General features: G+C 74.2%; 18 protein-coding genes. 9 read left to right on the top strand and 9 right to left on the bottom strand.

All coding sequences use genetic code 11. The annotated features are described in order from the left end of the window. The first annotated feature begins 28 nt into the window (after nucleotides 1-28). A complete protein-coding gene (locus E1291_RS18615; protein ID WP_131739091.1) occupies nucleotides 29-748 on the top strand; it encodes a pyrimidine reductase family protein in 720 nt (239 codons plus the stop codon). Here E1291_RS18615 and E1291_RS18610 read toward each other — a convergent pair. After that, nucleotides 730-1,440, bottom strand: a complete 711-nt coding sequence (locus tag E1291_RS18610) for a dihydrofolate reductase family protein (protein ID WP_131739090.1) — start codon at nucleotides 1,438-1,440, stop codon at nucleotides 730-732. The two genes, E1291_RS18615 and E1291_RS18610, sit on opposite strands and share 19 nt — an antisense overlap. A gap of 76 nt (nucleotides 1,441-1,516) precedes the next feature. On the opposite strand from E1291_RS18610, the gene E1291_RS18605 reads away from it, so the two are divergent. Then, nucleotides 1,517-2,617, top strand: a complete 1,101-nt coding sequence (locus tag E1291_RS18605) for an ATP-dependent DNA ligase (protein ID WP_131739089.1) — start codon at nucleotides 1,517-1,519, stop codon at nucleotides 2,615-2,617. Nucleotides 2,618-2,956: 339 nt separating this feature from the next. On the opposite strand, the gene E1291_RS18600 is transcribed toward E1291_RS18605, so the two are convergent. Further along, on the bottom strand, nucleotides 2,957-4,648 hold the full coding sequence (locus E1291_RS18600) for an alkaline phosphatase D family protein (protein ID WP_131739088.1): 1,692 nt from the start codon (nucleotides 4,646-4,648) through the stop codon (nucleotides 2,957-2,959). A 250-nt stretch (nucleotides 4,649-4,898) separates the two neighbouring features. Between E1291_RS18600 and E1291_RS18595 the strand changes: the two genes are divergently transcribed. Then, nucleotides 4,899-7,310 (top strand): HelD family protein, encoded by a 2,412-nt coding sequence (locus E1291_RS18595; RefSeq protein WP_131739087.1) that lies wholly within the window; start codon nucleotides 4,899-4,901, stop codon nucleotides 7,308-7,310. A 6-nt stretch (nucleotides 7,311-7,316) separates the two neighbouring features. On the opposite strand, the gene E1291_RS18590 is transcribed toward E1291_RS18595, so the two are convergent. Together E1291_RS18590 and E1291_RS18585 are read right to left on the bottom strand one after the other, a co-directional pair. Further along, nucleotides 7,317-8,789 (bottom strand): sulfatase-like hydrolase/transferase, encoded by a 1,473-nt coding sequence (locus E1291_RS18590; protein ID WP_207400798.1) that lies wholly within the window; start codon nucleotides 8,787-8,789, stop codon nucleotides 7,317-7,319. A gap of 372 nt (nucleotides 8,790-9,161) precedes the next feature. Further along, entirely contained in the window at nucleotides 9,162-9,854 is a 693-nt protein-coding gene (locus tag E1291_RS18585) for a FadR/GntR family transcriptional regulator (RefSeq protein ID WP_131739086.1), read from the bottom strand. A 339-nt stretch (nucleotides 9,855-10,193) separates the two neighbouring features. On the opposite strand from E1291_RS18585, the gene leuA reads away from it, so the two are divergent. Further along, nucleotides 10,194-11,885, top strand: a complete 1,692-nt coding sequence (gene leuA / locus E1291_RS18580) for a 2-isopropylmalate synthase (protein ID WP_131739100.1) — start codon at nucleotides 10,194-10,196, stop codon at nucleotides 11,883-11,885. Nucleotides 11,886-12,056: 171 nt separating this feature from the next. Beyond that, the gene (locus E1291_RS18575) at nucleotides 12,057-13,991 is read left to right on the top strand and encodes a Xaa-Pro dipeptidyl-peptidase (RefSeq protein ID WP_131739085.1); all 1,935 of its coding nucleotides are present in this window, start codon (nucleotides 12,057-12,059) and stop codon (nucleotides 13,989-13,991) included. 227 nt (nucleotides 13,992-14,218) lie between these two features. On the opposite strand, the gene E1291_RS18570 is transcribed toward E1291_RS18575, so the two are convergent. Continuing rightward, a complete protein-coding gene (locus tag E1291_RS18570) occupies nucleotides 14,219-15,304 on the bottom strand; it encodes a DNA polymerase domain-containing protein (protein ID WP_131739084.1) in 1,086 nt (361 codons plus the stop codon). A 61-nt stretch (nucleotides 15,305-15,365) separates the two neighbouring features. Between E1291_RS18570 and msrB the strand changes: the two genes are divergently transcribed. Continuing rightward, complete coding sequence (gene msrB / locus E1291_RS18565) at nucleotides 15,366-15,767, top strand: peptide-methionine (R)-S-oxide reductase MsrB (RefSeq protein ID WP_131739083.1); 402 nt, start codon at nucleotides 15,366-15,368, stop codon at nucleotides 15,765-15,767. A 39-nt stretch (nucleotides 15,768-15,806) separates the two neighbouring features. Here msrB and E1291_RS18560 read toward each other — a convergent pair whose 3' ends face one another. The 4 genes from E1291_RS18560 to hemE form a co-directional block, all read right to left on the bottom strand. Then, nucleotides 15,807-16,394, bottom strand: a complete 588-nt coding sequence (locus E1291_RS18560; RefSeq protein ID WP_131739082.1) for a hypothetical protein — start codon at nucleotides 16,392-16,394, stop codon at nucleotides 15,807-15,809. 31 nt (nucleotides 16,395-16,425) lie between these two features. Beyond that, nucleotides 16,426-17,130 (bottom strand): hydrogen peroxide-dependent heme synthase, encoded by a 705-nt coding sequence (hemQ, locus tag E1291_RS18555; protein WP_131739081.1) that lies wholly within the window; start codon nucleotides 17,128-17,130, stop codon nucleotides 16,426-16,428. Further along, nucleotides 17,081-18,583, bottom strand: coding sequence for a protoporphyrinogen oxidase (gene hemG / locus E1291_RS18550; RefSeq protein ID WP_131739080.1), 1,503 nt, complete (start codon nucleotides 18,581-18,583; stop codon nucleotides 17,081-17,083). The genes hemQ and hemG overlap by 50 nt, the downstream gene beginning before the upstream one ends. A 101-nt stretch (nucleotides 18,584-18,684) precedes the next feature. Continuing rightward, complete coding sequence (hemE, locus tag E1291_RS18545; protein ID WP_278045270.1) at nucleotides 18,685-19,701, bottom strand: uroporphyrinogen decarboxylase; 1,017 nt, start codon at nucleotides 19,699-19,701, stop codon at nucleotides 18,685-18,687. Nucleotides 19,702-20,000: 299 nt separating this feature from the next. Here hemE and E1291_RS18540 point away from each other — a divergent pair, with 299 nt between their 5' ends. The 3 genes from E1291_RS18540 to E1291_RS18530 all read left to right on the top strand — a co-directional run. After that, a complete protein-coding gene (locus E1291_RS18540) occupies nucleotides 20,001-20,237 on the top strand; it encodes a hypothetical protein (protein ID WP_165495179.1) in 237 nt (78 codons plus the stop codon). A gap of 136 nt (nucleotides 20,238-20,373) precedes the next feature. Further along, a complete protein-coding gene (locus tag E1291_RS18535) occupies nucleotides 20,374-20,940 on the top strand; it encodes a DUF3000 domain-containing protein (RefSeq protein WP_131739077.1) in 567 nt (188 codons plus the stop codon). Nucleotides 20,941-21,205: 265 nt separating this feature from the next. After that, on the top strand, nucleotides 21,206-22,196 hold a 991-nt coding region (locus E1291_RS18530), incomplete at its 3' end, for a ribonuclease D (protein WP_370771000.1).

Raw genomic sequence — 22,196 nt, 5'->3', positions numbered from 1 at the left:
GTACCGGGTCCGGTAGCTTGTGGTTCTCATGCACGCCCTTTCGCCGCTGCCCGGCCCCGTCGACCTCGCCGAGCGGTACGCCTACCCGTCCGCCGGCCCGTGGCTGCGGGCCAACATGATCACCAGCCTGGACGGGGCGGCGCAGCGCGAGGGGCGCAGCGGCGGCCTCGGCAACGCCGCCGACCGGCACCTGTTCTCGGTGCTGCGCGGCCTCGCCGACGTGATCGTCGTGGGCGCCGGGACGGTGCGGGCCGAAGGGTACGGCCCCGTCGAGCCCGGTGCGGGCTGGGCCGGGCTGCGCGCCGGACGGACGCCGGTGCCGCCGCTCGCGGTCGTCTCCCGGTCCCTCGACCTGGACTTCGACGCGCCGATCTTCACCGCGGCGGCACCGCGGACGATCGTGCTGGCGCCCGCCGCCGCCGGCCCGGCGCGGCTGCGCGCCGCCCGCGCGGCCGCCGACGTCATCGTCGCGGGCGACGACACGCTCGACTTCGCCGCCGCGCTCGGCGAGCTGGCGGCGCGCGGCCACCGGCGCATGCTGTGCGAGGGCGGCCCGGCGGTGCTCGCCCGGCTCATCGCGGACGGCCTGCTGGACGAGCTGTGCCTGACGCTGAGCCCGCAGCTCCTCGCGGGGCACCCGGCGCGGATCCTGAACGGCCCGCCGATCCCCGTCCCGCCGGAGCTGACCCTGGCGCACGCCCTGCGGGACGAGGACTTCCTCTTCCTGCGCTACGCCCGCAGCCGGTAACGCAGGAACAAGACGCCCTCGTCCAGGTAGACGGCGGTGGGTTCCAGCGGGACCTCGGTGGCGAGGTCGCCCAGGAGACGGGTGTGGTGGGGGCCGCCCAGGAGGGTGGGGGCGATGTTCAGGCACAGCTCGTCCGCGAGGGACGCCCGGACGAGCGCGGTGGCGAGGGCGGGGCCGCCCTCGCACAGCAGCTGCCCGAACCCGAGGTCCTCGCGCAGCAGCCGGACGGCCAGCGGCAGGTCGACGGCGTCCTCGCCCGCGGTGACCGTCCTGACGGCGGACGGGACGCGCGCCCGCCCCGCCCGCGAGGTCACGACGATGGTGGGCGTCTCGGCCTCGGTGAACAGCGGCAGCGACCAGTCCAGGTCCGCGGACCGGGTCACCACGACGATCGGGGCGGGCGGGCCGCCGCGGCGGGCGCGCAGGCCGGGCCGGAGCCGGGCGGGGCCGAGCCGGCCCGTCCGCGCCGTCCCGGCGCCGACCAGGATGGCGCCGGCGAGGGCCCGCAGAGTCCGGAACACGCGGAAGTCGGCGGCGCCGCCGAGGCCGTCGGTCCAGCCGTCGGCGTCGGTGACCGAGCCGTCGGCGCTCATCACCATGCCGATCCGCAGGCCGGGGGCGTCGGCGTAGGCGTCGTAGGGATCGACGTCGCGGGCGCCGCCGGGGGCGGGCTCGGGCAGCAGGCGGCGCATGACCGCAGGTTATCCAAGGACCGTTTCCGGTCCCCCGGCATGTCCCTTTGTCGGAGGCAGGGCGCAAGATAGGGGCATGGACCTGCCGATCAGCCCGCCGCTGCCGCCGATGCTGGCCAAGGCGGTCAAGACGATGCCCGTGGGCGACCTGCTGTACGAGCCCAAGTGGGACGGTTTCCGCTGCATCGTGTTCCGCGACGGGGACGAGGTGGAGCTGTCCAGCCGCGGCGAGAAGCCGCTCACCCGCTACTTCCCCGAGCTGGTCGAGGCGGTGCGCCGCGAGTTGCCCGAGCGGTGCGTGGTCGACGGTGAGATCGTGCTGCGCAAGGGCACCCGGCTGGACTTCGACGGCCTTCAGCAGCGCATCCACCCGGCGGCGTCGCGGGTGAAGCTGCTGTCGGAGGAGACGCCCGCCTCGTTCGTGGCGTTCGACCTGCTCGCGCTCGGCGACGAGTCGCTGCTGGAGGTGCCGCTGGGCGAGCGCCGCCGCAGGCTCGTCGAGACGCTCGCGGGGGTGGGCGCGCCGGTGTTCGTGACGCCCGCGTCCGATTCGCACGAGCTGGCGCTGCGCTGGTTCGACGAGTTCGAGGGCGCCGGGCTGGACGGAGTGATCGCCAAGCCGCGCGACACCGTGTACGCCCCGGACAAGCGGATCCTGTTCAAGGTGAAGCACGAGCGTACCGCCGACTGCGTCGTGGCGGGCTTCCGCTGGCACAAGTCGGGGCCGATCGTGGGGTCGCTCCTGCTCGGCCTCTACAACGCCGAGGGCCACCTCCAGCACGTGGGCGTCGCGGCCTCGTTCAGCATGAAGCGCCGCGCCGAGCTGGTGGAGGAGCTCCAGCCGTACCGGATGGACGACTACGAGGGCCACCCCTGGGCGGAGTGGGCGCGGCAGTCCGAGGCGACCGTCGACCGCATGCCCGGCGCGATCTCACGCTGGACGGGCAAGAAGGACCTCACCTGGGTGGCCCTGCGGCCCGACCTGGTCGTCGAGGTCGCCTACGAGGCGATGGAGGGCGACCGCTTCCGCCACACGGCCCGCTTCCGCAACTGGCGCCCGGACCGGACCCCCGGCTCGTGCACCTACGAGCAACTGGAGGTCCCCGTCGCCTACGACCTGGACGACATCCTCACCGGCTCCGCAAAGAACCCCCGCACCGACCGCCCCAGCACCTGACCGGCCCCGCCCGCCCCCAAAGGCGAGCCCCAGCGGAAGCCAAATGCCCACGGCTGCCGTCGGACGAGCGGCAACCCGCCCCGAAAACCCGCCAGAGCGGCGCCGAAGGCGAGCCCCAGCGGGCACGGACCCGCGATAAAGCCACACAGACAGCTACCGCCGGACGAGCGGCACCCCGCCCCCCGAACCGCCTGGGCCAGGGGTCACGCGAGCGCGCTACCAGTCCCGCCGGGGCGATGCCGAAGGCGAGCCCCGGCGGGACTGGTCGCGAAGCGATTCGCGCTCGCACAAGATCGGTCACGGAGCGAGCCGCCAGGCGAGCCCGTGGGCCGGGCTTGCCTAAGGTTGAGTCTCGTTGCGGATGGTCTGCTGGATCAGGTCCTCGGACTGGGCCGCGATCTTCGGCTCGGTGTAGGGGCGCAGGTAGGTCTGCTTCAGGCCGGGGACGCGGTCCTCGATGACGAAGGTGGCCTTGGTGGTGGCCTCGGCGCCGGGGGTGCGCACGGTCGGGACGGTCTTGAAGTCGGCCTTCAGCTCGTCCTTGCCGATGCGGGTCATGACGTAGCCGCGCTGGTTGTTGTAGAAGCGCAGGTGCGGGTTGATCTTGAGGTAGGGGTGGTCGGCGGGGTTGGAGTCCTTGCCGTCGCCGGTGCTGGTGATGGAGGTGCACACCAGCTCGGAGCCGACGGTGCGGGAGTTGGGGTCGTCGTAGTTCATCTTCAGCTCGCTCGCCCAGTGGGCGTGGACGTCGCCGGTGAGGACGACGGCGTTGCGGACCTTGGCGTCGACCCAGCCCTTGGTGATCCGGTCGCGGGAGGCGACATAGCCGTCCCAGGCGTCCTGCGAGGTCTTCTTGAGGGGGCCGGCGTCGCTGTCGCGCTGGGCGAAGAAGACCTGCTGGCCGATGACGTCCCAGCGGGCGGTGGAGTCGTGGAACCCGTCGAGCAGCCACTCTTCCTGGTCGTCACCGGTGATGGAGCGATCCGGGTCGCCGGCCTCGGGGCAGACCTTGTTGCCGTCGCCGCAGGCCTGGTCGTCGCGGAACTGGCGGGTGTCGAGCATGTGGAAGTTGGCGAGCTTGCCCCAGCGGACGCGGCGGTAGATCTGGATGTCGGGGCCGTCGGGGATGGAGCGGCGGCGCAGCGGCATGTTCTCGTAGTACGCCTGGAACGCGGCGGCGCGGCGCTCGCGGAAGTCGTCGGGGTCGGGCGTGTCGGAGCCGGCCTCGGGGACGTCGTCGGCCCAGTTGTTCTCGACCTCGTGGTCGTCGAACACGACGAGCCACGGCGCGGCCTCGTGCGCGGCCTGGAGGTCGGTGTCGGTCTTGTACTGGGCGTGCCGCAGCCGGTAGTCGGCCAGCGTGACGGTCTCGGGGCCCTCGTGGTCGCGGACGTTGCCGCCCGGGATCGTGTAGACGCCCTTCTTGTACTCGTACTGGTAGTCGCCCAGGTGAAGGATCAGGTCGGGGTGCTCTTCGGCCAGCCGCCGGTAGGCGGTGAAGTATCCGTGCTCGAACTGGGAGCAGGACACGAAGGCCATGGCGAGCGCGGGGCCGAAGGAGTCCCTGCGGGGGGCGGTGCGGGTGCGGCCCACCGGGGAGACCTTGCCCTCGGCGCGGAAGCGGTACCAGTAGTCGCGGCCGGGGCGAAGGCCGTCCAGCTCGACGTGGACGGAGTGGGCGGCCTCGGGGCGGGCGGCGGCGGTGCCGCGCCGTTCGACGCGCTTGAAGCGCTCGTCGGAGGAGACCTCCCACTGGACGGGGACGACCCGGTCGGGCATGCCGCCGAGGCCGTCCAGGGCGTGCGGGTCGACGGCCAGCCGCGTCCAGAGGACGAAGCCGCCCGGGTCGGGGTCGCCGGAGGCGACGCCGAGGGTGAAGGGGTCGCCGGGCAGGGCCCGGGAGCGGATGCGCGGTGAGGGCGCCGCCTGGGCGGTGCCCGGTGCGCCGGCGACGGCGTACGCCGCGCCGACCGCGAGCCCACTGGTGACGAGGAAGGACCTGCGGTTGAGCAGGCGTGCGGAGTCGGCCATGGAGCTGACCTTTCGTGAGTCCGGCACTGATCGCCGGACAGCCTCACGAAGGCCGATGGCCGGCAGACGCCACGCGGGTGACCGCCGCCACAACACGAACGATCTTTTGAGGACGCCTTGGGAGGTCAGGCGGCAGTGTCAAGCGGGGATGGCGGGCGCGTGGCGTGCTGCGGGAGTCATGGATGGTAGGCTGGCGACTTACGAATTGCGCACACAAAACTCCATCCTAGAACAGGAGTGTAGCCGAGGCATGGGACTCCGTCAAGCCGATGCTGTCAAGCCCGAGGGGCCGGAAAATCCGGACGCGGCGCGCCGGGCCGCGGTCCGCGCCGAGCAGGAGTACGTGTCCCGCCTCTACGCGCGGCTCGACGCCGAGCGGGTCAAGGCCGAGGCGGCGCTGCGGGCGGGCCCGGCGCAGGGCGGCGGCGGCGCCTTCCAGGCCCGGCTGGAGAGCGCGGTCGCCACCGACGAGGCCGCCCGGCGGCTGGCCCGGCTGGGCGGTGTCGAGCAGGGGCTGTGCTTCGGGCGCATCGACCACCGGGCGGGCCCGGACGGCCCCGGCGACACCTTCTACATCGGGCGGGTGGGGCTCCGCGACGAGGACCACGAGCCCATGCTGATCGACTGGCGGGCCACCGCCGCGCGCCCGTTCTACACCGCGACGCCCGGCGCGCCGGGCGATCTGGCGCGCCGCCGCCATCTGCACCTGCGGCGCCGGGAGGTCGTCCGGCTCGACGACGAGGTGTTCGACCTGGAGGGGCTGGACGAGCGGGAGCGCGGCGGCATCGTCGGGGAGGCGGCGCTGCTCGCCACGCTGCGCCGGGGCCGGACGGGCCGGATGAGCGACGTCGTGGCGACCATCCAGGAGGAGCAGGACCAGGTCATCCGCGCCGGGTTGCAGGGCGTCCTCGTCGTCCAGGGCGGGCCGGGGACGGGCAAGACCGTCGCCGCGCTGCACCGGGCCGCGTACCTGCTCTACACCCACCGCGACGTGCTGGAACGCCGCGGCGTGCTGGTGGTGGGGCCGAACGCGACGTTCCTGCGCTACATCGAGCAGGTCCTGCCCGGCCTCGGCGAGACCGACGTGGCGCTGGCCACGGTCGGTGAGCTGTACCCGGGGCGGCGCGTGACCGCCGCCGACTCCCCCGAGGTCGCCGTGGTGAAGGGCGACCTGCGGATGGCGGCGCTGGTCGAGGCGGCCGTCCGGGAGCGGCAGCGCGTCCCGGCGGACGGCCTGGAGGTCGAGTCGGAGGGGCTGACGCTGCGGGTGGAGGCGGCGGCGTGCGCGCTCGCCCGCGACCGGGCCCGCGCGCTGCGCGCGCCGCACAACATCCAGCGGCGGCGGTTCGTCCACGATCTGCTGGAGGCGCTGGCCGTGAACCGGGCCGAGCAGTACGAGCAGATCATGGACGAGCCGCTGGAGGAGATCGCGAAGTCCGGTCAGATGCCCGAGTGGCTGCAGGAGCTGATCGACGAGGCGGAGGACGAGCCGCTGCTGGACGAGGCCGACCTGAGGCTCGCCAAGGAGGCGCTGTGGCATGAGCCGGCCGTCCGCGCGGCCGTCGACGCGCTGTGGCCGGAGCTCACGCCCGAGACGCTGCTGTCGGAGCTGTTCGCCGACCCCGCCGCGCTGGCCCGCGCCGCCGGGGAGGCGGGACTGGCCGGTCACGCGCTCCTGCGCCGTCCCGCGGGCTCCCCCTGGACGGTGCCGGACGTCCCGCTGCTGGACGAGGCCGCCGAGCTCCTCGGCACCGACGACTCGGCGGAGCGGGCCCGCCGCCGCGCCGAGGCGCGGCGGCGCGCGGACGATGAGCTGTACGCGCGCGAGGTGATCGCGTCGACGGGCGCCGAGACCGTCGACGCGGCGGTGCTCGCCGACCGGCACCACGAGGAGGGCCCGGCCCTGACCACCGCGCAGCGCGCCGCCGCCGACCGGGAGTGGGCCTACGGGCACGTCATCGTGGACGAGGCGCAGGAGCTGTCGGAGATGGCCTGGCGGGTGGTGATGCGGCGCGTCCCGACCCGCTCGCTCACGGTCGTCGGCGACATCGCGCAGACCGGCAGCGCGGCGGGCGCGACGTCCTGGGGCCGGATGCTCGACCGGTACGTGCCGGGCCGGTGGCGCGAGCAGCGGCTGCTGGTCAACTACCGCACCCCCGCCGCGATCATGAAGGTGGCCGAGGACGTGCTGGCGGCGGTCGCGCCCGGCGAGGTCCCGCCGGTGCCCGTCCGCGACGACGGCGACCCGCCCCGCGCGGTCGCGCTGCCGGTGGACGAGTTGCCCGCGCTGGTCCGCGACGAGCTCGCGGTGATCACGCGGGACGGCGGCGCGGACGTCGTCGGCGCGGGCGGCCCGGTCGAGGGCCGGCTGGCGGTGATCTCCTCGGCGGCCCGGCACGCGCGCGTCCGCGCGGTGCTCCCGGACGCGGCGGCGGGCGCCACCCCGGAGGCCCTCGACTCCGCGGCGGTCGTGCTGACCGCCGCGGAGGCCAAGGGGCTGGAGTTCGACGCGGTCGTCGTGGTGGACCCGGCGGGCATCCTCGCCGAGTCGCCGAAGGGCGGCCAGGACCTGTACGTCGCGCTGACCCGCGCCACCCGGCGGCTGACGGTCGTCCACGACGGCGACCTTCCCGGGGTCCTGGCGCGCCTGGAGCGGGGGTAGGGCGCGTCAGGAGTAGGGCAGCAGGTCCCGGTCGATCTCGGCCCAGCGCGCCGCCAGGGCCCGGACCACCTCGGGACGGCGGCGCGCGAGGTCGGCCTGCTCGCGGGGGTCGGCGGACAGGTCGTAGAGCGCGTCGGCGCCCGTGCCGCCGGCGGCGGCCGGGACCCGCAGGTACTTCCACCGGCCGCGGCGCAGCGCCCGCGACGTGCGGGTCCGCCAGAACAGGTCGTGCTCGGGGGCCGCGGCGCCGCGCAGCAGGTAGGGGGCGAGGCTGCGGCCGTCCAGCGGGTGGGAGGCGGCGGGCCGGACGCCGGCGGCCTCCAGGATCGTCGCGGTCCAGTCCTGGGTGATCACGGGCACGGAGCTGACCTGGCGGGGCCGGATCCGGGCGGGCCAGCGCAGGATGTTGGGCACCCGGATCCCGCCCTCGTTCAGCCCGGCCTTGCCGCCGCTGAGCGGCCACAGGTAGGACCACCGCTCGCCGCCGTTGTCGCTGGAGAACAGCACGATCGTGTCCTGTTCCCGGCCGGAGTCGCGCAGCGCGCGCAGGACGCGGCCGACGCCCGCGTCCATCGCCTCGACCATGCGCCGGTAGGTGGCGAGCGAGCCGCCGTCGCGGTGCCAGAGGGCCTGGGCGTCGCCCGCCTTGACCCGGGCCGTGATCTCCTCGCTGACGGCGTGGTCGCCGGGCGCCTCCCAGGGCCAGTGCGGGGCGGTGAAGTTGAGGTTGAGCAGCCAGGGCCGGTCGTGCCGGGCCCGGACGAACTCGGCGGCGCGGTCGGCGAGGGTGTCGGTGTAGTAGCCGAGCGACTCGACCGGCGTCTCGCCCTCGTAGAGGTCGCGGCCCTCGGCAGTGATCTTCGAGTAGTAGTCGACGGCGCCGGACAGGTTGCCGAAGAAGGTGTCCCAGCCGGACTTCAGCGGGCTGTACCAGGGCAGGAAGCCGCAGTGCCACTTGCCGAACATCGCGGTGGCGTAGCCGGCGCCCTTCAGCAGCGACGCGAGCGTCGGATGGCCCGGGGGGATGCCGTGCAGCTCGTCCGGCCGGGCGATCGGCTCCTCCAGCCCACCGCGCAGCCGCCCGGGGTAGCGGCCGGTGTAGAGCCCGAAGCGGGTGGGCGAGCAGACCGCGGCGGCCGAGTAGGCGTCGGTGAAGCGGACGCCCTGCCGGGCGAGCCGGTCCAGGTTCGGCGTGCGGATCTCGGGCGCGCCGTAGCAGCCGAGGTCGGCCCAGCCGAGGTCGTCGCCGAGGATGATCAGCACGTTCGGGCGGGCGGCGCCGCCGGAGCGCGGGTCGGCCCGGAACGGCCGCTCGCCGGCCGCCGCCTCGGCGGTGCCGCTCAGCACGGATCCCGCCGCCGTGGCCGCGGCCACGGCGCCCATCGCAGCGGCGGCCCCGCGCCGGCTCACTCCCCGGGGGACGTCGTGCCCATCGGGGCGACCGGACGTCCCGTCCCCCTCGCGCACCTGATCGGCCATTCCCGCGACCCCGCTTCCCGGATTTTTTTATTAAACAAACCGGAATAGTAGGGAATGCAGGCCCGGGGCGCAATGGCGAGGGGATGTCTCGTCTCCCCCGGTGCGGGCGGCCGCGACGCCCGCGAGCCGCCGGGCCGGCGCGAACCGCCCCGCCGGACGCGCCCCCGGGCCGCACCGGCGGGCGCCCGCCCCGGCCGCGAATCCCCGGGTCCGCCCGCGGGGCTCGCCCGGGCCGCGCCCTGCCGATCTCCGGGCAAGGGACGGGCCGGGAGGCGCGCATGAGCCCAGAGTCCGATTCCCGGATGGCCGGGGCGGGGCCCGGGACCGCGGACGGCGGGCCGGATTCGACGGCCCTCCCCGGCGGGGCCGTGATCAGCGTCGTTGCAGGTGGGCCAGGGTCTGCCGGAGCTCGGTGGCGATCACGTCGCGGGCCGCGGCCGGATCCCGGTCGCGGACGGCCGCCACCAGCCCGGCGTGCGCGGCCCGGCCGTGGTCGGCGTCGGCGCGCCGCACGTCCACCAGCCGGGCGAGGTCGAGCAGGCCCTCCCGCAGGACGGGGACGAAAGCGGCGAACAGGTCGACGAGGACGGGGTTGTGCGCCGCCGCGACGACCGCGGCGTGCAGCGCGATGTCGGCGTCGATGAACGCCTCGGTCGCGGGCCCCGCGGCGGCGCGGTCACGGGCGGCCAGCGCGCGGTCGAGCGCCGTGAGGTCGGCGCCGGTACGGCGCTCGGCGGCCAGTTCCGCCGCGCGCACCTCCACCATCACGCGGATCTCGTAGACGTCGGCAACGGAGGCGCGGCCGAGCCTGGCCCGCCAGTCCTCGTCCGGCTCCGTGGCGATCACGAAGACGCCCGCGCCCTGCCGCGCCCGCACGAGCCCGGCGCCCGCCAGCGCCCGCAGGGCCTCGCGGACGGTGGAGCGGCCGACGCCGAGGTCCCGGGCGAGCGTCGTCTCGCCGGGCAGCCGGGTGCCGATCGGCCAGGACCCGTCGGCGATCTGCGCGCGGAGCCGTTCGGCGGCCTGCTCGACGAGCGGGCTGGGGCGGAGCGGGCCGAGCGCCATGCGGGTGCGTCCTTCCTCGGAGACCGGCCGGGACGGCCCGGCGGACGCCGCCAAGGCTAGCGCTCCGCCCAGGTCCGCCGTTCCTCAGCTTGTCTGAGGAGCTGAGTTGTGGTTAGGGTGGCGGCCATGACGTGGCGCCTTCCGCTTCTCGGCCGCCGCGGCGGGGTCTGATCCGACCGGCGCCCCGCCGCGGGGTCCGGTGCCGCCGGTCGTCCACCGGCGACCCGAAGGACAGCCGTGAGCCACGAGCCCGCCCGCACGAACTTCCCCACCCTGCGCGCCCCGTCCGGTCCCCGGCCCGCGGACGCGCCCGCCTGGAACCCCCAGCGCGGCGGCGCGATGCCGTCGCACCGGTACCGCTCCGCGCACGACCGCGTCCCCTCCCCCGTCCCTGCGATCGAGCGGACGTGGCCGTCCGCGCGGATCGAGCGGGCTCCGCTGTGGGTCCCGGTCGACCTGCGCGACGGCAACCAGGCGCTCGCCGAGCCGATGGACCCGGCCCGCAAGCGCCGCCTGTTCGACCTGCTCACGACGGTGGGCTTCAAGGAGATCGAGGTCGGCTACCCGTCGGCGAGCCAGACCGACTTCGACTTCGTCCGGCAGCTGGCCGTGCCCGGGACGGTGCCCGCCGACGTCACCCCGGTCGTGTTCACCCCCGCCCGCCGGGAGCTGATCGAGCGCACCTTCGCCTCCATCGAGGGCCTGCCCGCCGCGGTCGTCCACCTCTACACCGCGACCGGACCGGCCTGGCGCGACGTCGTGCTCCGGCGGGACCGCGCGGGCGTCCGCGAGCTGATCCTTGACGGCGCCGCGCACGTGGCCCGGCTCGCGGAGGGACGTCCCGGCGTGCGGTTCGAGTTCTCCCCGGAGACGTTCAACCTCACCGAACCCGACTTCGCGCTGGAGGTGTGCGACGCCGTCACCGCGCTGTGGGACGCCTCACCGGAGCGTCCCGTCGTCCTCAACCTGCCCGCCACCGTCGAGATCGCGACGCCGAACGTCTACGCCGACCAGATCGAGTACATGCACCGCAACCTGGCCCGGCGCGACGCGGTGATCCTGTCGGTCCACCCGCACAACGACCGCGGCACCGGCGTGGCGTGCGCCGAGCTGGCGCTGCTCGCCGGCGCGCAGCGGGTCGAGGGCTGCCTGTTCGGCAACGGCGAGCGCACCGGCAACGTCGACCTGGTGGCCCTCGCGCTGAACCTGCACTCCCAGGGCGTCGACCCGATGCTCGACCTGTCCGACATCGACGAGATCCGGCGCACCGTCGAGCACTGCAACCGGCTGCCCGTCCACGAGCGCCACCCCTACGGCGGCGACCTGGTCTACACGGCCTTCTCCGGGACGCACCAGGACGCCATCGCCAAGGGCCTGGCGCACCACGCGCGGCGCGCCGCCGAGCTGGGCGTCCCGCCGGAGCGCGCGCCCTGGGACGTCCCCTACCTGCCGATCGACCCCGCCGACGTGGGACGCGGCTACGAGGCGGTCATCCGCGTCAACAGCCAGTCCGGCAAGGGCGGCGTCGCCTACCTGCTGCGCACCGGCCACGGCCTGGACCTGCCGCGCCGCCTGCAGATCGAGTTCTCCCAGGTCGTCCAGCGGGCCACCGACGGCAGCGGCGAGGAGGTCACCGCCGAGCAGCTGTGGGGGCTGTTCACCGCCGAGTACCTGGACGCCGCGGACGGGCCGGTCGCGCTGACCGGATGGCGGACGGCCCACACCGGGCCCGGACGGCACGACTTCACCGGCGTCCTGCGCGTCGACGGCCACGAGAAGGAGCACACCGGTACCGGCAACGGGCCCCTCGACGCCCTCACCGCCGCGCTGGAGGCCGCCGGGATCAAGGTGGACGTGCTGCGCTACGCCGAGCACTCGACCGAGGAGGGACGGGGCTCGCCCGCCGTCGCCTACGCCGAGTGCCGCGTCGACGGCGTCACCCGCTGGGGCGCGGGCCGCGACACCTCGGTGCTCGCGGCGTCGGTCCGCGCCGTGCTGTCCGCGGTGAACCGCGCGCGGAACACCGCCTGACGAGCGGGGAAACGCAAGGGCATGATCTGACCAAAAGCGGCCCGAGATCGTAGAGCGCCGCCCTTTACCACGAGCCGCCCGGCCCGGGACGCTGGCCCGGATGTAGATCGTTTTTCCAGTTCCCGGAGGTGCGGGTTGCCCAGGAGAACCCTGAGACGGACCCGGCGGACGATGACCGTCGCGGTCCTCACCGGCACGGCGCTCGCCGCCGCGGGCGGCGTCGCCGCCCTCGCCGAGACCGCCCCCAAGATCGTGGTGAAGGACGGCGTGACCCAGCCGGTCTTCTCCTACAAGGACGCGATCCGCGAGCACGTCTACGTCGAGTCCGGCGTGGACAGCGACCGCGACGGCAAGCTCGACAGGGTCAACGTGGACATCATCCGGCCCAAGGAGACCGAGAACGGTCTCAAGGTCCCGGTGATCATGGATGAGAGCCCGTACTACGACAACGTCGGCCGCGGCAACGAGGCCGAGCGCAAGACCTACGACGCCGACGGGAACCCCCTGAAGTTCCCGCTGTTCTACGACAACTACTTCGTCCCGCGCGGCTACGCCTACCTCGCCGTCGACATGGTCGGCACGACGCGTTCGGACGGCTGCCCGGTCAGCGGCGGCCCGTCCGACGTGCTCGGCGGCAAGGCCGTCGTCGACTGGCTGAACGGCCGGGCCAGGGCCTACCGGGCGGACGGCAGCCCGGCGAAGGCGACCTGGACGACCGGCCGCACCGGCATGATCGGCAAGTCCTACGACGGCACCCTGGCCAACGGCGTCGCCTCGACCGGCGTCCAGGGCCTGGAGACGATCGTCCCGATCTCGGCGATCAGCAGCTGGTACGGCTACAGCCGGATGAACGGCGTGAAGTACTGGACCGACGAGCAGCCGGGCCTGGCCGACACCGTCGACACCGACCCGCCCGCCAAGTGCGCCGCGGTGAACGCCGACCTCGACAAGGGCGAGGACGACGACACCGGCAACTACAACGCCTACTGGAAGGCCGCCGACTACCGGCACGGCACCATCGGCCGCGTCGGCGCCGTCCGGGCCAGCATCTTCGCCTACCACGGCGTCAACGACCTGAACGTCAAGGACGACCACTTCGCCGAGTGGTGGAACGCTCTCGCCCAGCGCGGCGTCCGCCGCAAGGTCTGGCTGTCCCAGCGCGGCCACGTCGACCCGTTCGACATCCGCCGCGACGACTGGGTGTCGACCCTGCACCAGTGGTTCGACCACGAACTGCAGAAGATCGACAACGATGTCCTCGAGCAGCCCCGCGCGGACATCGAGGTCGGCCCTGACCAGTGGGTCACCCAGTCGGACTGGCCGTCCCCCGACGCCGAGACGCTCACCCTGCGTCCCGGCGCGGACGGCTCGCTCGGCCTCCAGCGCGCCCCCAAGGGCTCGGAGGCGACGTTCACCGACGCGCCCGGCGCCGGCGGCTACGGCGTCGCCGAGGGCGAGATGGTCGCCGACCCGACCACCGGCAAGCCCTTCCGGCTCGCCTACGTCTCCGGCCCGCTGCCGAGGACCGGCCGCCTGTCCGGCACCCCCGACGCGCGCCTCACGGTCAAGCTCGACAAGCCCACCGCCAACCTGACGGCGCTGCTGGTCGACTACGGCGACGACACGCGCGTCGACTACCTCGGCCCGGGCTCGGGCATCCAGACGCTCACCACCGAGGACTGCCACGGTGAGAGCACCCCGGCCGACGACGGCTGCTACAAGCAGACCAAGACCAGGGTCAAGACCTCCCCGGTCAACGTCGTCGCCCGCGGCTGGCTGGACGCCCAGAACCGCGCCTCGCTCAGCGACCCGTCGCCTCTGACCCCGGGCAAGTACTACAGCGTCCGCTGGCAGACCCTCAGCCAGGAGTACCTGCTGAAGAAGGGCCACCGCCTCGGGCTGGTCATCGCCGGCACGGACGCCAGCTACAACACCGAGACGCCCACGAACGCCCAGGTGACGGTCGACCTGTCGGCCAGCTCCATCCGCTTCCCCGTCGTCGCCGCCGGCGACGACGCCGCCACCCTCCTCGCCCCGCAGGCGAAGACCCCCTGGCGCGGCCCGGTCCAGGTGACCCTGCCCCGTCAGGAGCGCAACCTCTACTGACCCACCCCGAAGAAACCGCCGCCTCCCCGCCCCGGGGAGGCGGCGGTCCCGTTCCCCGGGCATGTCACCATGTGGTCACACCTCGCACATGAAAGCTCACTCACCGAACCCGGCTCTAGGTCAGACTGAGGAACCCGCCTAGAGACGCCTGAGGCCCGGCATGGGACGGCTCCGGCCGTCATGCGCGAACGGTGATCAGCGACGGTCACGGCGGCCGGCGGGGCCGGTCAGGAGGGGGTGTCGGTGTCCTTGCTGGGCTGGACGCGCTTGGGCTCGCCGGGCATCTTCGGGTAGTTGGGCGGGTAGGGCATGTCGCCCAGGCCGTGGTCGCGCTCGTCGCGGTCGGCCAGCTCCAGCAGGCCGTCGAGGGAGAACGCCCGGTCGTCGATGGCGGCGTGCAGATCGCCGAGCTTGGCGAAGCGCTCGGGCATGGTCGCGATGGTGAAGTCGTGCGGGTCGGCGTCGGCCAGCTCGTCCCAGGTCAGCGGGGCCGAGACGGCGGCGTGCGGAACCGGGCGGACGCTGTAGGCGGACGCGATCGTGCGGTCACGGGCGTTCTGGTTGAAGTCGATGAAGACCTGCTCGCCGCGCTCCTCCTTCCACCAGCGGGTCGTGACCTCGTCCGGGACGCGGCGTTCCACCTCGCGGCCGAACGCCAGAGCCGCGCGCCTGACCTCGGTGAACGTCCAGCGCGGCTCGATCCGGACGTAGATGTGCACGCCGCCCTTGCCGGAGGTCTTCACGAAGCCGGTGAGGCCGAGCTCGCCGAGCAGGTCGCGGGCCGGGCCGAGGGCGACGCGGACGGCGTCGGAGAAGTCGGTGCCGGGCTGCGGGTCGAGGTCGATGCGCAGCTCGTCCGGATGATCCACGTCGCCGTCGCGGACGGGCCAGGGGTGGAAGGTGAACGTGCCGAGGTTGGCGGCCCAGGCGATGACCGCGACCTCGGACGGGCAGACCTCGTCGGCCGAGCGGCCGCTCGGGAACTCGATCCGGGACGTCCGCACCCAGTCGGGGGCGCCCTTGGGGGCCCGCTTCTGGTAGAAGGCGTCGGACTTGCCCGCCCCCATGCCCGCCTGGCCGCGGGCGTAGTCCTCCCGGGTCGCCATCTTGGCGCCCTCGAAGACCCCGCCCGGCCAGCGCTCCAGCGTGGTGGGCCGGTCGCGGGTCGCGCGCAGGATCCCCTCCCCCACGGCGATGTAGTACTCCACCAGTTGCCGCTTGGTGTAGCCGGGCCGGGGAAAGTAGATCTTGTCGGGGTTGGTCACCTTGACGAGCCGATCCCCGACCGGGATCTCGATGAAGGGCGAGGCCATACCCTGCACGTTAACCCACAGTCCCGACAGTTCCGGGGCGCGGGCGGGTACCGTCGGGAGCATGGAGAAGATCCGCAAGAGCGAGGACGAGTGGCGGGCGGAGCTGAGCCCCGAGGAGTTCCGCGTGCTCCGTGAGGCGGGCACCGAGCGGCCGTTCACCGGGGAGTACACCGACACCAAGACCGTCGGCGTCTACCGCTGCCGCGCCTGCGGGACCGAGCTGTTCCGGTCGGAGACCAAGTTCGACAGCCACTGCGGCTGGCCGTCGTTCTACGAGCCGTCGGAGTCCAGCGCGGTCACCCTCATCGAGGACCGCTCGCTCGGCATGGCACGGACGGAGGTGCGGTGCGCGGCGTGCGACTCCCACCTCGGCCACGTGTTCCACGGCGAGGGCTACGGCACCCCGACCGATGACCGGTACTGCATCAACAGCGTCAGCCTCACGCTGGAGCCCGCGTCCTGACGCTCCCCGCCAGGGAGGGCCGGCCGGCGCTCCCTGGCCCTACGGGGTCTCGGGGACCTCGCAGTCGTCCTTGTCGTCCTGCTTGTTCGCCAGGATGACGCTCCCGTTGTCGCTGCTGCTGCCGTGGACGAACACGCGCGGCTCTTCGTCGCCGCCGTCCTTGAGGAACTGCGTGGCCCACTCGCACAGCGAGACGGCGGGCGCGGAGTTCTCGTCGTCCTCGCCGAGGTCGGTGTAGATCCGGATGAACTCCCCGCTGCGCCGGACCTCCTTCACGTGACCGACGACCTTCTTGCCGGGGTCCTTCGACTGGAGGTAGGGCAGCGCCTCGGGGACCTCGTCCGGGTCCTCGGTCGCGGTCACCGCCGCGGTCCGGGACGGGACGGGACGTCCGGTGTGGGCGGCGACCGCGGCGCGCGGCGTCTCCTCGGGGCCGCCGCCGCCCGGCAGGCCCAGCACGGCTCCCGCCGCGACCAGCGCCGCCGAGGCCGCCGCCGCGCCGGTGAGGACCGCGCGGCGCCGGCGCCCGCCCAGTGACCGTGTGGCGATCCGTCTCCACCGGACCGACACTGTGGACGGCGGCCTGGCGTGCCTGCCGCGGGGGGTGGGGGCGGGAGTCTTGGTCACGGGGCGCACTTTACTGGGAGTTTGCAGTCCCTTAGGGCAGGTTGGCGACGAGCTCCGCGACGGGCTTGCGGCGGCCCGTGTAGAACGGCACCTCCTCGCGGGTGTGCAGCCGTGCCCGCGCGCCGCGCAGGTGCCGCATCAGGTCGACGATGCGGTGCAGCTCGTCGGCCTCGAACGCCAGCATCCACTCGTAGTCGCCGAGCGCGAACGAGGAGACGGTGTTGGCGCGGACGTCGGGGTAGCCGCGCGCCATCTTCCCGTGCTCGGCGAGCATCGCGCGGCGCTCCTCGTCGGGGAGCAGGTACCACTCGTAGGAGCGCACGAAGGGGTAGACGCAGACGAACGCCCGCGCCTCCTCCTCCGCCAGGAAGGCGGGGATGTGGCTCTTGTTGAACTCAGCCGGGCGGTGCAGTGCCATCTGGGACCACACCGGCTCGCTGGCGCGGCCCACGGCCGTCCGGCGGAACCGTGTGTAGACCTCCTGGAGGTCCTCGGCGGTGGGCGCGTGCCACCAGAACATGTAGTCGGCGTCGGCGCGCAGCCCCGCCACGTCGTAGGCGCCGCGGGTGGTGACGTCCTTCTCGGCCACCTGGTCGAGAAGGTCCTGGACCTCGGCGGCGTGCTGCTCGCCCACCGTGCCCGGGTCCTTCACACGGAAGACCGACCACATGGTGTAGCGGATGCGTTCATTGAGTTCGCGGGCCTTCGGCTTGGCCGCCGGTTCCGTCGCTGACATGGTTCGCTCCTTCTCGTGCGCGCGCGTGTTCTGGGCTGCGCAAGTGGTCCAGCACCCGGGCGGCCGCCGCGTGCGCGGACGCGACGCAGGCGGGGACGCCCACTCCCTCATAGGCCGCGCCCGCGACGGCCAGCCCCGGCTGGCGGGCGACGGCGGCGTGGATCCGGGCCACCCGGCCGGCGTGCCCCACGGTGTACTGCGGCAGGCCGCCGCCCCAGCGCGACACGCGCGTCGCTGCGGGCGCCCCGGTGACGCCGCAGGTCCCGGCCAGCTCCGCCCGCGCGGCGGCGACGAGTTCCTCGTCGGTGCGCTGGAGGGTCCGCTCCTCGCCGAACCGGCCGATGGAGGCCCGCACGGCGATCAGCGCGGGGTCGCGCTCGCGCAGGTGGGGCCACTTGACGGAACTGAACGTCACGGCCTTCACGTCGCTTCCCCTGGCCTCGTTCTCCACGGTGGGGACGAGATAGCCGCTGCCCTTGGGGAACCGGGGGAACGCGGCGGCGGGGAACACGAGCGTGACGATGGCCATGCTCGCGTACTCGATCCCGGCCAGCTCGCGGGCGGCGGCGGGCACCTCGAAGCCCAGCAGCCGGGACGCGGGCGCGGCGGGCACCGCGACCAGCACGGCGTCGGCGTCCAGGTACTCGGGGGCGCGGGCTGGGCCGAGGGTGAGCCGCCAGCCGTCCGCGCGGCGCCGCAGCTCGCGGACCGTCGTGCCGGTGCGGACGGACGCGCCCGCGGCGTCGAGGTCCGCGGCCAGCAGGTGCGGGAGCGTTCCGAGGCCGCCCGGAAGCGTCGCGAACACCGGCCCCGGGTTCGCGGGCGCCGCCCGCCGGACGCCCTGCACCGCGGTGATCAGCGACCGGTGGCCGCGCGCGGCGGTGGCGACGCCGGGCAGCGTCGACTCGAACGACAGCTCGTCGGCGCGCCCGGCGTACACGCCGCCGAGCAGCGGCTCGACGAGCCGGTCGACGACCTCCCGGCCGAGGCGGGCGCCGATGAAGGCGGCGACCGACACGTCGGCGTCGCGCGGCGTCCCGGGCAGCACCAGGTCGAGCGGGACGCGGGCCAGCCCGGCCGGGGACAGCACCTGCGAGGAGGCCAGCGCGCGCAGGTCGGACGGGACGCCCATGACCTGGCCGGAGGGGATGCGGCGCAGCGCGCCGCGGCTGAGGATGGCCGAGGACGTGGTGCCGGGGTTCACGAGGTCGCCGGACCGGCCGAGATCGCGGACGAGGTCCAGGCCCTCGGGGCGGCGGGCGAGCATCGACTCGGCGCCCTCGTCGACGGGGAGCCCGGCGATCTCACCGACCCGCAGCTTGCCGCCCACCTGCGGCGAGCCCTCCAGCACGGTGACCCGCACGCCGCCGCGGGCCAGCGCGCGCGCGGCGGCCAGGCCCGCGATGCCGGCCCCGACGACGACGGCATGGGACACGACGGGGGACGTGGTCATGCCTCCAGCCTTCCAGATGGTTCCGGATGCTCCGCACCGGGTGGCGCCCTCGCGGGTCGCCCCGTCCGGCGCCTCCCAGACGGGTCCCTCTGGAGGACCTCCTACGCGGAGGTCTCGGCGCTCGCCTCGTGGACAAGATCCGCGAGGCGGGCCAGCACATCCGGATTCGTGGACGGCAGCACGCCGTGGCCCAGGTTGAAGATGTGCCCCTCGGCGGTGCGCCCGCGGGCCAGCACGTCCCGGGCCCGCGCCTCCACCGTCTCCCAGGGAGCGAACAGGAGGGCCGGGTCGAGGTTGCCCTGAAGGGCCTTGCCCGGCTCGACGCGCCGGACGGCCTCGTCCAGCGGGACGCGCCAGTCGACACCGACCACGTCCGCGCCGGCCTCGCCCATGAGGCCGAGCAGCTCGCCCGTCCCGACGCCGAAGTGGATGCGGGGCACGCCGAGCGCCTCGACCTCGGCGAAGATCCGGCTCGTGTGCGGCAGCACCGACTCGCGGTAGTCCTGCGGCGCCACCGCGCCGACCCAGGAGTCGAAGACCTGCACCGCGCTCGCCCCGGCCGCGACCTGCACCTTCAGGAACGCGATCGTCAGGTCGGCGAGCCGGCCCATCAGGGCGGCCCACAGCTCCGGCTCGCCGTACATCATGGCCTTGGTGCGGTCGTGGTTCTTGGACGGCCCGCCCTCGATCAGGTAGGAGGCCAGCGTGAACGGCCCTCCCGCGAAGCCGATCAGCGGGGTGGCGGGGCCGAGCTCGGCGGCCAGCGCGCCCACGGCCTCGGTGACGTAGGGGACGTCGTCCGGGTCGAGCGGGCGCAGCGCCCCCAGCCCGGCCGCGTCCCGGATCGGCTGGGCGATCACCGGGCCGACGCCGGGCTTGATGTCGAGGTCGACGCCGATGGCCTTGAGCGGCACCATGATGTCGCTGAAGAAGATCGCCGCGTCCACCGCGTACCGCCGGACGGGCTGCAGCGTGATCTCGACGATCATGTCGGGGCGGGTGCAGGACTCCAGCATCGGGACGCCCTCGCGCAGCCTCAGGTACTCGGGCAGCGACCGGCCCGCCTGGCGCATGAACCACACCGGCGTGTGCGGTACGGGCCTGCGGCGGCACGCCAGCAGGAAGGGGCTCGCGCCGGGGCCGGGCGCGCCCGCCGGGCCACCGGAGGCGCCGGTCCCGGCGTCGTGCGGGCCGGCGGCGTCATCAGAACGAACGGGGTCAGCAACCACGGTGCGATGCTCCCACGGATCCCCGGCGCGGGCGCACCGGGGCGCGGGAGGGAACGCCTCGCACGCACACGAAGTTCCGGACACGCCGAGCGAAGTCCCGCATTCTGTCACCGGCTCATGCGAACGTGATCCGTGTCATAGCCGAGGGAGGTTCCCCCTTGTACTGCTCCACCTGCGGTGATGAACGTATGTTCGAGCAGCCTCCGTGCCTCGACGGACACGGAGAGGAATGTCCGGAACGGGCCTGTGCCGAGTGCGGAACGGCCGTCCTGGTCGGCCCGACCCCGGCGCCGTCCCCGGCGGAGCCCCCGCGCGCCGCCCCGTCCGGCGCTCCCTCCGGCACCCGCGCGTCCGATGACGCCAACGTCAACGCGACCGGCCGCGGCACGACCGGCCCGGCCGCCTCCGTGCGGGCCGTCGCCTGACCGGCCCGGCCCCCGAAACGAAACCATCTGTGCTGTGCCTGTTTCCCCTCCGATTCCCCCCGCCGTCGCGCACGGCGGCACCCCGTCCCGGCAGCATCGACCCGAGTCCCATCCCCGCCCCCAGGCCGGTCCTCCCATGAACCCACCTGCCTTCCAGCGGGCCCTGGACACCCTGCGCGCGATCCTCGACGGCCCCGGCGTCCGGCCGGAACTCGACCTCGAGGACATGCCCGCCCCGCAGAGCCTGGCCCCCTACGCGGCCGCCCTGTCCGGCAGCGTCTACCGCGACGACGACACCGAGGTCGCCATGGGACGGCTGATCGTCCTGTACGACCCCGAGGGCCGCGGCGGCTGGACGAACGGCTTCCGGATCGTGGCCTACATCCGCGCCGACCTCGAACCCGACATCGCCGCCGACGAGCTGGCCGGCCCCGTGGCCTGGAGCTGGCTGCTGGAGGCGCTGGAGCCCGCGGGCTACGCGGGCGAGTCCGGGACGATCACTCGCGCGGTCTCCGAGAGCTTCGGCGACAAGAGCGACGAGCCGTCCACGACCGAGCTGGAACTGCGCGCCTCCTGGTCCCCGACCGGCGACGACCTCGCCGGTCACGTGGCCGCCTGGTGCGAGGTGATGTGCACGACCGCGGGCCTGCCGCCCACCGGCGTCGCCGAGTTGCCCGACCGCCCCGGCGGCACGGGCGCCTGAGCGACGTACGGTAGGGGGCGTGGGAAGCACAGCGTCCGGAACCGAGGCGGCGGGGGAGAACACGGAAACAGTGGGAGTGTCCGAAACGCGCGCCACCGGCCCCGAAGGGGACGCCGGCGCGGAGAAGACGGCCGCGACGAGGCCGGTGGGGCGGCGACCAGCGGGCCGTCCCCCGGGAGCACAGGCGTCCGGTACGGCCGTGTCCGGCGTGTCCGTGTCCGCACCCGGTCAGGCCGAGCCCGGGACCGTGCCGGAGGAGACCACGCTGGAGGAGACCGCGCCGGGAGAGATCGCGCCGGGCGCGGAGGCGGCTCCCCCGGCCGTCCCGCTGCTGGAGCCGCGTGAGGGCGTGCCCGACGTCGTCACCGACGCCGCCGGACTGGAACGTGTCATCGCCGCGTTCGCCGCCGGCACCGGCCCGGTCGCGGTCGACGCCGAACGGGCCTCCGGCTACCGGTACGGGCAGCGCGCCTACCTGATCCAGCTGCGCCGCGCGGGCGCCGGGACGGCGCTGATCGACCCGGTCACCTGCCCCGACCTGTCGGGGCTGGACGCCGTCCTCGCCGACGCCGAGATGGTGCTGCACGCCGCCAACCAGGACCTGCCCTGCCTGGCCGAGGTCGGGCTGGTCCCCCGCCGGCTGTTCGACACCGAGCTGGCCGGGCGGCTGCTCGGCCACCCGCGCGTCGGCCTCGGCTCCATGGTCGAGAACGTGCTGGGCTTCCTGCTGGAGAAGGGGCACTCGGCGGCCGACTGGTCCACCCGCCCCCTCCCCGAGGACTGGCTGCGCTACGCGGCGCTGGACGTGGAGCTCCTGGTGGAGCTGCGCGACGCCCTCCAGGAGGAGCTGGTCGTCGCGGGCAAGCTGGAGTGGGCGCTGGAGGAGTTCTCGGCGATCCTCACCACGCCGCCGAAACCGCCGCGCGCCGATCCGTGGCGCCGCACGTCCGGCATCCACCGCGTCCGCAACCGGCGTGCCCTCGCGACCGTCCGCGAGGTATGGGAGGCCCGCGACAAGATCGCCCAGGAGCGGGACCTGTCCCCCGGCCGGGTCCTGCAGGACGCCTCGATCGTCGAGCTGGCGCTGAAGGCGCCGAAGACCCCCGCGGAGCTGCAGGCGCTGCCCACCATGCGCGGCCGGGGCGCCCGCCGGCACCAGTCGGCGTGGCTGCGCGCGGTGGCACGGGCCAGGGCGCTGCCCGACCGGGGCCTGCCGGAGGCGAACCTGCCCGGCGACGGCCCGCCGCCCGCGCACC

This window comes from Actinomadura roseirufa (genome assembly GCF_900659635.1).
Classification (GTDB): domain Bacteria; phylum Actinomycetota; class Actinomycetes; order Streptosporangiales; family Streptosporangiaceae; genus Spirillospora; species Spirillospora roseirufa.
Note: the sequence above shows the minus strand (reverse complement) of the source record. Positions and strands in the feature narration are given on the sequence as shown.